The 11,467-nt window shown below is 68.5% G+C and carries 13 protein-coding genes and 1 pseudogene; 2 read left to right on the top strand and 12 right to left on the bottom strand.

What is annotated here, in order from left to right; translation table 11 throughout:
• Nucleotides 1–286 precede the first annotated feature (286 nt).
• The 10 genes from ACFY01_RS46515 to ACFY01_RS46470 form a co-directional block, all read right to left on the bottom strand.
• The gene (locus ACFY01_RS46515; RefSeq protein WP_390741848.1) at nucleotides 287–652 is read right to left on the bottom strand and encodes a hypothetical protein; all 366 of its coding nucleotides are present in this window, start codon (nucleotides 650–652) and stop codon (nucleotides 287–289) included.
• Between the two features lie 88 nt (nucleotides 653–740).
• Nucleotides 741–1,049: a hypothetical protein gene (locus tag ACFY01_RS46510; RefSeq protein WP_390741847.1), complete on the bottom strand. Its 309-nt coding sequence runs from the start codon at nucleotides 1,047–1,049 to the stop codon at nucleotides 741–743.
• A 488-nt stretch (nucleotides 1,050–1,537) separates the two neighbouring features.
• The gene (locus ACFY01_RS46505) at nucleotides 1,538–1,798 is read right to left on the bottom strand and encodes a hypothetical protein (protein WP_390741846.1); all 261 of its coding nucleotides are present in this window, start codon (nucleotides 1,796–1,798) and stop codon (nucleotides 1,538–1,540) included.
• 685 nt (nucleotides 1,799–2,483) lie between these two features.
• Entirely contained in the window at nucleotides 2,484–3,419 is a 936-nt protein-coding gene (locus ACFY01_RS46500; protein ID WP_390741845.1) for an ADP-ribosylglycohydrolase family protein, read from the bottom strand.
• Between the two features lie 487 nt (nucleotides 3,420–3,906).
• Nucleotides 3,907–4,812, bottom strand: a complete 906-nt coding sequence (locus ACFY01_RS46495; protein WP_390741844.1) for an MBL fold metallo-hydrolase — start codon at nucleotides 4,810–4,812, stop codon at nucleotides 3,907–3,909.
• Nucleotides 4,813–4,869: 57 nt separating this feature from the next.
• On the bottom strand, nucleotides 4,870–5,835 hold the full coding sequence (locus ACFY01_RS46490; protein ID WP_390741843.1) for a hypothetical protein: 966 nt from the start codon (nucleotides 5,833–5,835) through the stop codon (nucleotides 4,870–4,872).
• A gap of 163 nt (nucleotides 5,836–5,998) precedes the next feature.
• Nucleotides 5,999–6,898 carry a helix-turn-helix domain-containing protein gene (locus tag ACFY01_RS46485; RefSeq protein ID WP_390741842.1) on the bottom strand — a complete coding sequence of 300 codons (900 nt, stop codon included), beginning with the start codon at nucleotides 6,896–6,898 and terminating at the stop codon, nucleotides 5,999–6,001.
• Nucleotides 6,899–7,136: 238 nt separating this feature from the next.
• Nucleotides 7,137–7,289, bottom strand: coding sequence for a hypothetical protein (locus ACFY01_RS46480; RefSeq protein WP_390741841.1), 153 nt, complete (start codon nucleotides 7,287–7,289; stop codon nucleotides 7,137–7,139).
• Nucleotides 7,290–7,674: 385 nt separating this feature from the next.
• On the bottom strand, nucleotides 7,675–8,169 hold the full coding sequence (locus ACFY01_RS46475; protein WP_388799083.1) for a DUF3237 domain-containing protein: 495 nt from the start codon (nucleotides 8,167–8,169) through the stop codon (nucleotides 7,675–7,677).
• The gene (locus tag ACFY01_RS46470; RefSeq protein ID WP_390741840.1) at nucleotides 8,166–8,615 is read right to left on the bottom strand and encodes an ester cyclase; all 450 of its coding nucleotides are present in this window, start codon (nucleotides 8,613–8,615) and stop codon (nucleotides 8,166–8,168) included. The genes ACFY01_RS46475 and ACFY01_RS46470 overlap by 4 nt, the downstream gene beginning before the upstream one ends.
• 49 nt (nucleotides 8,616–8,664) lie before the next feature.
• Here ACFY01_RS46470 and ACFY01_RS46465 point away from each other — a divergent pair, with 49 nt between their 5' ends.
• The gene (locus ACFY01_RS46465) at nucleotides 8,665–9,294 is read left to right on the top strand and encodes a TetR family transcriptional regulator C-terminal domain-containing protein (protein WP_390741839.1); all 630 of its coding nucleotides are present in this window, start codon (nucleotides 8,665–8,667) and stop codon (nucleotides 9,292–9,294) included.
• Nucleotides 9,295–9,523: 229 nt separating this feature from the next.
• Here the strand turns inward: ACFY01_RS46465 and ACFY01_RS46460 are convergent, their stop codons facing one another.
• A complete protein-coding gene (locus tag ACFY01_RS46460) occupies nucleotides 9,524–10,516 on the bottom strand; it encodes an immunity 49 family protein (protein ID WP_390741838.1) in 993 nt (330 codons plus the stop codon).
• Nucleotides 10,517–10,617: 101 nt separating this feature from the next.
• On the opposite strand from ACFY01_RS46460, the pseudogene ACFY01_RS46455 reads away from it, so the two are divergent.
• Nucleotides 10,618–10,875, top strand: a pseudogene (locus ACFY01_RS46455) (IS982 family transposase); the annotation flags it as partial.
• Here ACFY01_RS46455 and ACFY01_RS46450 read toward each other — a convergent pair.
• Nucleotides 10,872–11,267, bottom strand: a complete 396-nt coding sequence (locus tag ACFY01_RS46450; protein ID WP_390741837.1) for a VOC family protein — start codon at nucleotides 11,265–11,267, stop codon at nucleotides 10,872–10,874. The pseudogene ACFY01_RS46455 and the gene ACFY01_RS46450 sit on opposite strands and share 4 nt — an antisense overlap.
• Nucleotides 11,268–11,467: the final 200 nt, after the last annotated feature.

The following is an 11,467-nucleotide window of genomic DNA, read 5'->3' as shown; positions in this document are numbered from 1 at the left end:
CCCGCGGAGCGGGTCCCATCGCGCTGCGCGCGATGCAAGCGAACACCCTCGCTGCGCGAGGGTGTTGCGCTCACGCTCCGCGTGAGCGCTGGTGGCACGCTGCGCGTGCCACGCAGTCTGCTTGCTGCGCAAGCAGACTGACGCTCCGTTCGCTGCGCTCCCGGAGCAGCGGGAGCTCTGCTCCCACCCGGTCTTCCGCTGCGCTCCAGACCGAGGAATTGCGGGTCCGCTCCGCTCCCCCGCAATCAGGCCCTACGGGCCGCACCGGCAGCAGGCGGAGGTGCTGTCATCCGATCAGAGCAGCCCTCAAGGCCTCACCCGTCATCTCGATCGCCACGGCGTCTGTCTGCAAGTCCATGGGAAGACGCGCATACGCCTCACTACTGCAGAAGAGCACCCCGTTGTTCGGTTTCAAGACCGCCGCCCCCAGCCGTGAGGCCAGTTCGGCCACGACCGCGAACACACCAGGGCCAGAGTGCGGACGCTCCACCAAGATGCTGGCTTCGTCCACGAAGATCTCGGCCTCACTTCCATCCGCGGCCCGAACCCAGTACTGCAGCCGCCCGTCGTCCATCACCGTGAGACTCGGGTCACCAACTCCGTAAGGACCGAGGACCTCCCGCACGACATCCATGTCCAAAGGAACAGGCATGTCACTACCTTCGACAAACTTGTATATGGACGGGCTGAAGCCCACAGCAGGCCCCTTCTCAGGTCGTTTTGAGCGATGCCTGTAAGGGTCAGGCGTCGCTGTCGATGCCGGTCACCGCGGGCGGACCGAGAGGAGCCTCCCCTTCCGGGACACCTGCATCCTTCAGGCTCGTGGACAGGAACTCCACGGCATCCAATTCAGCCTCATACCTGTCCTCTGCATCAACCTCGATCCGCACAGAGAATGTACGGTCCTCGTTCACCGTGAGCAGCTCAAGACCCTCACTCTCACTCGCCCTGGTATGCCGGGAAGACAGTCCCCGCTCCAGCGCAGCATGCGCGCCGGCCGCCTTGTCAGTGGTGAACGTACCCGGGATCGTGATGACGAAGGTGGTCACTCCAACCTCCTCAAGATGACTCGTGCGGGGATGTGATCCCATCATGCTTCCCCGACTCCTGCCCGCCAACCGCGACTGCACAAGAACCACGGTCAAGCGATGCTTCATTATGAAGGGCAGATCGAAACTGGATCACACGCAGTCCCATGCAACCGGCCCGGCGGGCCGTCCGTGTCGCCGACCACTGAAACTGCGCAGTATCCAGTGAACCTGCGCAACCAGCCTCCCCAGCGGGAAAACCGCAGGCCCAACACACGCTCAGTTACCCGTCTACTCAGCTTCGTTGGGCGATCAAGCGCGGTCCGCCAACCAGTCCATCTGCACAACCCCAGCTCACAGCCATACTCGCTGCGCAGAAAGACCGGCCGCTGACACCACTGAGGTCCGGCTTCAGCCGTCGCTGTTCGCGCTTGTTGGTGTCAGCCGCCGCAGGTCGTCTTGACAAGCGCTGCTCTCCCTGGCTGGGAGCGCCGATGATGGCCCGTCGGCTACTCGTAGACGACGGCCGCGCTGAGCGCCCGCGCAAAAAACGTCCAGTCGCCTTCCGGCGGCATCTCTTCGCCGAGGTACCGGTACGAACCAGGCGAATCCTTGATCCACGCGGCGAGCGCACCGAGGTAGTCCTCTACCGTGCGGTTCTCCCACTCCTCGCCCCGTCGGTGAAAGTCGTCGCAGAGGCTGTAGATCATGGCGGCGAGAGACTCTCGCGTCATGACTTCCTTGAAGGGATCGGGCGCATCGTTGGACATGGCCGAACCTTAGCCGGGTGGGCAACCAGTGGTCAGCAGACCATCGGGGATCAGTTCTTGTGGAAGCGGTGCAGGCAGACGTATTTGTCGATCACCCAACCAACTACCTCAACCCACGCTTTTTTGCTTCCCCAGCTGCCGGCAGGCCAACGCTGTCAGTGGCGACTGCAAGAGGCATCTGGTCCGTAGTACCGCGCAGAAGGCTCATGATGAGGCGGCGTCCTCGCCGAACAGCGGTTACCTGCGGTACATCGGCGTCCGTGCGGACACGGTGCGGGCGGGCCGGGTGCCGCCACCGCCCGCCGCTTTCCCGGGCGACGTCGACGGCCACCTCCATCACCACCTCGGGCGGCACCAGGTGGACCTCGAGCGTGCGCTGTGTTCCCCAGCTCGCCGAGAATGTCCATCCCTCCCATGGGTGCGCGCCCGCCGACAGGGCCAGCGGGTCGGCTAGGTGGCGGCCGGTGGCCTGGGGGAGCGTAGTGCTTCGGCCGACGTAGTGCAGGCGGCAGGTCGCCTGCATGGACCAGGTCGACGACCACGTAGCAGGCCGGCCACTTCAGCGCCGCCCGACGCGGCGCCGGCTCCGCGCCGGGCGAGGCGCCGCTGAAGCCGCTCGAACGCCATCCGGTCTTGCTCCCACACCACAAGCTCGCCGTTTATGTGACCTACCAGACCCGTCTCATCAACGGCCCTCTTGGAGGCGGTGTGCAAGGTGGAGCAGATCTGCCAGGTGCAGCACTCGTCCGTTGAATCCTGGGAGGGGTACATGGAGCGGCTTGGTCCAGTGGTCGGGGATTGCATCCAGCCCGTAGTGCGCCCCCGCGAGGCCTCCGGTCACCGCGGCGACGGTGTCCGTGTCGCCGCCGAGGTCGATCGCCGCGCGTATCGCGTCTTCGAAGCTGGTGGTGGTGCGCAGGGCCCAGACGGCTGAGCCCAGGCAGGGCCAGACGGCACCGTTGAACTCGGTTGCCTGATCGGGGTGCCAGTCGGGCGAGAGGACGGTGGCGTAGCGGTCGCGATGGTCGGAGTGGACAAGAGCCAGGATGTCCGGGAGCGCGGTGAGGGGGTCGGTGTCCTTAAGCGTGACGCGGATGAGTTCGTGGAAGATCGCGGTGCCTTCCCAGGCCGCGCGGTCACCGTGGGTGAGGGCAGCGATGCGGCGGGCCGCGTCCATGGTGGCTTCTTGGCCGACGGCCGCGAAGTAGACCGCAGAGGTCGACGCCCGCATCAAGGAGCCGTTTCCTGCCGCTCGTTGGTTGACCTGGAAATGGATCGCGGCGGCGAGGTCCCAGGGCATGCCGTTGGTCAGGACGTCTTCGGTCTGCAAGCCGATGTCCTTCGGTTCTGATGCTGCCCACCGCTGGAAGCGGGCGAAGATGTCCGGCAGATCCAGTCCGCCCCGCTCCAGCAGCGACTCCGCGACCAGCACGGCCATCTGTGTGTCGTCCGTGGCCTCGCCGGGGTCCCAGCCACCGCCTCCGCACATCTCGCCACCGGCACCAGGCTCGGGAAACCGCGCGGAGAATGCTCCCTGGGGACCAAACTCGAAGGGGCCGCCCAGGGCGTCACCCACCGCTGAGCCGACGACCGCGCCAGCGGCCCGCTGAATCCGCTCCATCCGCGCAGGTTATCGGGGCCGCGCCGATGGCCGCGCGGCCCTTTTTCCTCCTTCGGCCACCCGAACCATCGGCGGCGAAGCGTCTCGTCTACGCAGGTGCGCGGCCTGAGACACCCCGGGGCTGAGACACCCGTACAGGTCACATAACGCCGTCCAGCCCAGTGTCCGCCTGCAGCTGTGCGAGGGTCGCCGCCCGGATCTCGGGGAACGATGCCGTCATGTTCGTGCCCTGGAGCACAGCAGCACCCGCCCGCCCGTGTACACGGCGAGCTGGGCGCGGGATCCGTCCCACTTGGGCTCCGCCGCCACCCCGGCCAGGCAAGATGACGGAGCCGACGGTGCCGGGCAGCAGCTTCACGTGGGCGGAAGCCTGCACCCGTACCGTGTACCGGGCGGGCTCTACGCCGCCCTAAGCAGGGTCGTGCCAGGCCCATTCCTCGGATGCCTGCTGGCGCTCATGGAGCAGGTGCAGGCCGGCAATCCGAGGTCAGTACCGGGGAAGCGGCCCCCACTGCTTGATCGCGAAGCCGCTGCCCGTGTTCACGACCTCCAGGGCGCTGTGGCCGCTGAAGTGGGCAGGCAGCATGAGGGCGTTGTTGTCAGCGGCCCAGCCGAGCAACCGGAGGCGGGTCGTACGGGACTGGTCCGGGTCGAGGTCGAAGCAGCTGCTGTGGTCGGGGTGGGTGACCTGCAGCGGGGTGTGCATGATGTCGCCGGCGAACAGTGCCCGGTCGCCGCCGGAGGCCAGCATGACGACGGAGGCACCGGGGGTGTGGCCGGGGGCCGTTTCCAGGCGCAGGTTCGCGTCGATCGCGTGGCTTGTCTCCCACAGCTGGACCTGGCCCGCGGCGAGCACGGGGGCGATGCTGTCCTCGAAGGCGTTCTCGTTGATGCCGCCGACGATGTTCGGGTTGTTGGCGGGGTTCCAGTAGTCGACGTCCACTTTGGGCATCAGGTAGGTGGCGTTCGGGAAGGCGGGGACCCAGTCACCGTCGACCAGCCGCGTGTTCCAGCCGATGTGGTCGAGGTGCAGGTGGGTGTTGATCACCAGGTCCACGTCCTCGGGCCGCACGCCCGCACGGGCCAGGTTGCCGAGGTAGTCCAGGGAGAGGTGGTCCCAGGACTCGGCGACCGGACGGGTCTTGTCGTTGCCGACGCCGGTGTCGATCAGGATCGTCCTGCCGGCGCTGCGCACCACCCAGGTCTGCATGGCGGTGATCACCATGGCGTCTTCGGCGCCCAGATGGTCGGGTACGAGCGTGTCGCGGTGGTCCTTCCATGCCTGTTCGGGCAGGTCGGGGAAGAACTGGTCCGCGGGCATGATCGGGCCGTGCATCTCCTCGACCCGGGCGACGGTGACGTCGCCCAGGACGATCTCGTGTACATCCTGCATCTGTTTCTCCTACGGTGCGGTACTTGGGAGTTTCAGGGGCTGCGGGGTCGCCGCTCCCTAGTCGTTCAGGTGGGCGATGAGGAGGTTCGGGTCCTGGGCGGTGATGTAGGCCGCGCTCAGGACGTAGACGGTGTCGCCGCGCAGGGCGATGGAGGTCGGGTTCGACAGGCCGTCGGCCGCGGTCAGGACGATGGAGTGGCTGCCGTCGGGCTGGACGAGCGCGACCTCGTTCGGGCCGTTGAGCGCGGCCAGCAGCTGGTCGCCGTGACCGGTGAAGGCGAAGTCGTCGATCCCCGTCAGTCCGGTGGCCTCGGTCCGGACTTTGCCGGCGCGCCCGCCCGGGAGGATGGGGATGCGCAGGACGGTGCCCTTGTCGAGGTTGGTGGCCCAGATCGCCTTGTTGTGGATCTTCAGGCCGTTGGCGCCGAGGAAGCCGGTGGAGGCCAGCTCGGAGGCGGTGGACCAGGCGGTCGGGGTGCCCCCGGTGGTGGGGACGGTCCAGATGGTGCCGAGCACGGAGTCGGTGATGTAGAGGGTGCCGGTGCGCGGGTCCAGTGCCAGGCCGTTGGGCAGGCCGTTCGGGGGCAATGCGGCGATCCGCTGCGGTTGGCCGCCGGGGGTCAGCCTCCACACGCCGGTCAGGTCGGCGGTGCCGGTGGCGTACAGGAAGTACAGCGTGCCGTCCTGGGCGCGGGTGATGCCGACGGTCAGCGGGAAACCCAGGACCGGGGTGTGGACACCGTCGTCGGCGGGTTCGGGCAGGGTGGCCAGGATCCGCACGGCACCTCTGCGGGAGATCTCGGCGACCTGACGGCCTGCGGCGAAGGTGACGTACGCGCTGCCGTTCGGTGCCATGGCGATGTTCTCCGGCGTCCGGCCCGCGGCCAGGTCGAAGTGCTCGGCGATCCGCGCGTTGCTCAGCGGTGCGGAGACGGCCGAGGCCGTGGCGGGAGCGAGCGCCGAGACAGCGGCCGCGACCAGGATGCCCGCCGCCACGACGGACCCGAGGAGCTTCTTGGACATGTTTTTCTTCCTGTTTCAGGGCGTTGTCGGGCATGCGGCGGCGACACGCCGTCGCATGTGGGGGTGATAGGTGGGTGGATTCACGCCGAGGGGCGGCGTCGCCCCGCGGAACCGCAGCGGGCCGCCGTTGGCCGCGCCGTCGTGCGATGTGTTCTCGTGCCGCTCAGCCCTGGCCGACGCGGGACCGTGTCCGTGCCGGATCGGTGGAGAATCCGGACCGCGCAATGGCCTGGGCGAGCAGGGTCAGCGCCGCCCGCGAGGACGAGTCCGGCTCCGTGGTGGCGACCACGACCACGGGGCCCGGCCCGTAGCTCAGAGTCTGCTGCGTGACGGTCAGCGACCCGACCAGCGGATGACGCATCTCGTACGGGGCCACCGAGCACGGCTTGATCCGGTGGTCCGCCCACATCGCGGCGAACTCCCCGCTCTTGGCGGACAACTCACCCACCAGCGCGTGCAGCGCCGCGTCCTCCGGATGCCGGCCCGCCGTCAGCCGCAACGCCCCGACCGCCGCCTTGGCCTTGCTCGGCCAGTCCCCGTACAGCTCCCGCAGATGCGGGTCCAGAAACAGCAGCCTCGCCATGTTCGGACGTTCCCCCGGCACATCCGGGGCACCCGGATCCACATGCCCGGCGAACAGCGCGTGGCCCAGCCGGTTCCACGCCAGCACGTCGCTACGCCGGCCCAGCACGATCGCCGGAGCGTCCCCCAACACATCCAGCAACTGACGCGTCGGCTCCGACACCCGCTCCGGCACCGGCCGCCGCGCCCGCGTCCGCTGCCTGCCCGCACGAGCCAAGTCGAGCAGGTACTGCCGCTCCGATTCGTTCAGCCGCAGCGCCCCGGCGATCGCGTCCAGCACCTCGGGTGAGGCACTCAGCGACTGCCCCTGCTCCAGCCGCGTGTAGTACGAGGCGCTCACCCCCGCCAGCAGGGCCAACTCCTCGCGCCGAAGCCCCGGCACACGCCGGCGCTCTCCGTAGGTGGGCACCCCGACATCCTCCGGACGCAACTGGGAGCGCCGAGTGTGCAGGAAGTCACCGAGGGGCGATTTCGCGGTCATGGCCTCGAGTATGGGTCGGATCCGAACACGTAGCCTGCCCCAGCCGGGGATAGGCAACGGCGGGTCTGGTTCCCCTCACCAGGACTGTGACTTGTCGCGCGAGGCGAGCCACTACCGCATTGCTGCTGACAAGCTCCGCACCCGGGCGCAGCCGCTCGGGCATGGTGCTGCGAATGGATGCCGACGGCGACCAGCGCAGCGACCTGTACCGCCTACGTGGCGATGGTCGCCACGCAAGTCAGCCGATGAGACGCGCGAGTTCCGCGAGGTCCTCCACGGCGAGGGAAGGATCGGTCAGCGAGCGCGGGTAGGCGGTGCGCCCGCGTCGGAGCCAGGCACCGGCCAGCCCCGCCCGCTGGGCGCCGTCGACGTCCCACGGGTGGACAGCCACCAGCATGGCCTGCTCAGGGCGAACACCGGCATGTTCCACCGCGTAGTGATAAGACCGGCGTCGCTGTCCTGGCAGCTGCATCCGGCGGCGCTCTTGGCCTCGCTGACAGTGAGGGACGGGTCGGCATCCTCGGGATCCCGCTCGGCCAGCTCCACCAGTTGCTTCCGGGCCTGCCCAGCCTGGCCCTGTTCTCGCAACTGCACCGCTCGCGCCAGCGCCGCATCCCTCTCGCGATCACCGCTCATGCCGTCCTACGGTGGCACACGGCGCTCGATTGGCAAAGCCCCACCTATGCTCCTACCAACCAGACCATTTAGGCGCGACAGCTGTCCCGTCTCAACCGAACCGAAGCGGATCGTCCTGACAGTCCTTCGGCCTTCGGCGCTCATTCGACCTGGGCGACCTTGTAGGCGATCCCGCCTTCGATGAGGTAACCCGCTCCGACGCAGACGATGTCGTTCAGCCATGCGTACTCCTGCGATCCGGTCTCGAAGAGCGGGTTGGTGCGGAAGTAGTACCGGGCCGGGTCGATGTCGTACCTCTTGGCCGGATCGGCGATGTCGGCCCGCAGTTCGGGCGGGGTGACCCAGCGGCCGCCGTAGGTCATGTACACCAGGGCGCCGTCGTGGGTGCGCAGGGTGAGGCGCACGTCCAGCGACATCGTCCCGTCGGGGCGGAACAGTGCCCAGTCGCCGCCGATAGGGAGCACGTCGCCGTGCAGGCGCGGTCCGTGGAAGGTGCCTCCCGTGTCACCGAAGAGGGTTCTGCGGCCGAGCGGGCCGGTGCCGAAGTCCAGTCGGGGGCTCAGGTCGATGACGAGGTCGAACAGGTGGCACGTGGTGATCTCGCCGAAGGACTTCGTGCGGGGGTCAGGGGTCATGCGCTGCCTCCCAGCAGGGTGTGCCGAACCTGGTCGGTGGAGACGCCCGACTGGGCGCACAGCTCCGCGAGGTCGAGGAAAAACCGCTCGCCGGCGATCAGGCCGTCAGCGAAGGTGAACTGGAGGAACACCGGCAGTTCGGCGCGCCTGCCGTTGGGCGTCGCGCCGAACCGGTCACCGGTCATGGTCATGCGTGCCGTTCCCCAGCAGGCCAGGGTGTCGTCGTTGCCGGCGTGCCCGTCGAGGGTGACCTCGTAGTCGGGGAAGGACGCGAAGAAGCGTGCCAGCGCCTTCTCATTGTCGGGCAGGCCGCGGGCCTTGGTGCCGAAGGGTGGCGACTCCAGCAGTACGTCCTGGTGCAGGAGCCGGAGCGCCGCGGGCAGGTCCTGACGGCTCTTGGCGTGCGCCAGTGCCTGGGCGAGCTCGAACATCTGATGGGTGTTCACGCAGAAAACGTACGGTCGTACGTATGTGTTTCGCAAGGGGGGTGGCACAATGAGGACGGTGAGCGAGGATGTGCAGGACGGGCGCCTGCTTCGAGGTCTGCGGTCGCGACGGACGATCGTGCGGCACGCCGTCGACACGGCGTCGTTGGAGGGGCTCGACGGGCTCAGCTTCGGTCGGCTCGCGACGGATCTGAACGTGGGCAAGAGCAGCGTCCAGACGCTCTTCGCCACGAAGGAGAAGCTCCAACTGGCCGTGATCGAGGCGGCGCGCGAGGCCTTCGAGGAGGCCGTGATCCGCCCCGCGCTGGCCCGACCCCAGGGCGCCGAGCGGCTACGCGCCCTGGTCGAGCACTGGCTCGCCTACGCCGAGCAGCCGCTGTTCCCGGGCGGCTGCTTCTGGGCGGCAAACCTGCCCGAGTTCGACAGCCGGCCGGGCCCGGTGCGGGACATGTTGGCTGGCCAGCAACGAGCCTGGCGCGACCGCATCGCCGCCGAGCTGCGACACGCCGTCGATGATGCGGGGACGAGTGCCGGCCTCGATGCCGACCTCACAGCGTTCCAGATCGACGCCGTGCTCACCGCCGCGAACACCGCAATGCGCCTAGGCGACGACACGGCGACCGCGAAGGTCCGCCGCGTCGTCGACAGCCTCCTCGCGCCGCTGGCCGCGCCCGGCTGAGGCACGCGACGCCGGCCCGTCGACTCACGGACTGAGGCTCGACGCCGTCGGGGCTACCGGGGTCGCAGGGCGTGGAGATCCGGTAGATGGCGTTCGCCGACGTGGGGCAGGGTGGTCTTCCGTCCTTGGCTATCGCACAGACGTACGCGCTGCCTCGGTGGGGACGCGTCCGTCTCCACGACGCTGTCCCGGATGTCGGGCCAGACCCACTTCCGCACCCCGGGGTGGCCTATTTGGCGGCCCAGCAGCCCAAATTGTTCCGGTTCCCCTCCGCCGCCCGGCGCGGCGCGTCCGGCGATCCCAGCAGACCGTACGGCAGATACCCGGACCGGACACCGAGTTCCCACCCATGGACCTGGACGGCGAGGCAGGCCAGGGCGAGGGTGCCGAGGGGGAGGAGGGACCGGGGCGCGGGATCACCGGCATCGGCCTCGACGCTCTCCCGGTACGCGACCAGCCGGGCGACGAGGGCGTCCTCGAAGGCGTGCTGGTCGTCGTCGAGGAGTACGCGGAGCAGCCGCTGGTCCGCGCTCAGCGCGTCGCCGACCTCGTCGAGCCGCCGGGCGGCCTCCGTGCGCTCCCCGGCGTCCGGCTTGCGCAGCGGAACCGTAGGCCAGTCGCGGGGCAGATGCCCGGACGCCTCGGTGAGATAGGGGCACAGGGCGTCCATGGCGGCGAGGTCGGCGGGCTCGGAGACGGAGGTGTACCGGTTGTAGGGCACGCCGTCACGGATGGCGGGCGCGTAGTCGCCGCGCAGCAGCAGCCCGGTGACCCGCTCCCAGTCCCACACATGCCCGCTGACGACACACATCTCAAACATGTCGAGCCAAGTCCGCGCGGTGGGCGCCTCCTTGACGACGTCCCGGAAGGTGATGGGCCCGTCCCCGAACTCGTCGTCGTCCGGGTCCGTGCTGATCCGCTCCCCGACGAGCGGGAACCGGAGTTCCTGGTCCCCGCTCGGGAAGCACATGATGCTCAGCACCCCGTGCACACACTCCGCGGCGGTGACGGCGACCGTGCCGGCCGCAGCGTCGAGCCCCGGCTCCGTCACCGTTCGCGCGGCGACATGGTCGAGCAGTTCGTCCGCCATGGCCCGGATCAGCGTCGGCGAGATGCTGCCGTACCGCAGCGAGTGCCACCGCGTGTAGGCCCGCCCGTCAATGTCGTCGAGCGCCTCGGCCAACCGCTGCTCGCTGACCTGATGGCATGCCACATTCCGCACGTACCTCGCCCCTTCATGAACTCCACGGCTGGACGAAGCGCGTTATCAACGGGCACTGACAGCGCTAGATGATCGATTCCAAGGGATCGGCTGCGCGCATGAGGCGAGGGAGCACGAAGCGGCCCGGAGCCGAGCTGTTCAAACCACTGCGACAGGTCATCGAGTCGGTCAACGAGACCTTCAAGGGCCATCTCAACCTCGAACAGCACCACGGCCGCACACTCGCCGGCGTCGTCGCCCGCATCATGCAGCGCATCCTCACGCTGACCACCGCCATCTGGCACAACGACCGGAGCGGACAGCCCGTCCTGCGCTCACTGACCGCCTACGACCACCAACCCTCGGGAGTGATCATCTAGTTGGACGGTGCCAGGGAGCGCACGACGTCGAACTCGTTGCCCTCAGGGTCGGCCATGACCACCCAACTCTGGCCAGGGTCCTGGCCCACGTCCACCTTGGCGGCGCCAAGGCCAAGCAGCCTGGCCACCTCGTCGTCGGTACTGCCGTCGATCGGGCTGACGTCCAGGTGGAGCCGGTTCTTCACGGTCTTGCCCTCGGGCACCTGGATGAAGAGCAGGGTGGGCGGCATCTGGCGGGCCCGGACCTCCTCGACGGTCGGCTCCCAGGAACCGATCTCGACCTTGCCATCGCTCCGGTCGATCACCTTGAAGCCCAGGACCGCGCACCAGAAGGCCGCGAGCCGCTCCGGATCGTGGCAGTCGACAACCAACTCGGTGAACCTACTGGTCATTACTCCCCCAGACAGTACGGACGGGAGCTCAGCCTATGGGGCCGCGCCACCCCTCCGGTCCGGAATCGCTACGACCACCAGCCCTTGGAATCGATCATCTAGAGCCAATACCGGTGATTTAGGTGGTTTTCCGGCGGGTCGGTCTGGGCTTCGTCGGTCCAACCAGCGTCGCGCTGGGTGCGTCGGGCCGGGGTGGGGTG

This window comes from Streptomyces sp. NPDC001480 (assembly GCF_042894725.1).
GTDB lineage: Bacteria > Actinomycetota > Actinomycetes > Streptomycetales > Streptomycetaceae > Streptomyces.
The sequence above is the reverse complement of the archived record's forward strand: the minus strand, read 5'-3'. Positions and strand labels throughout refer to the sequence as shown.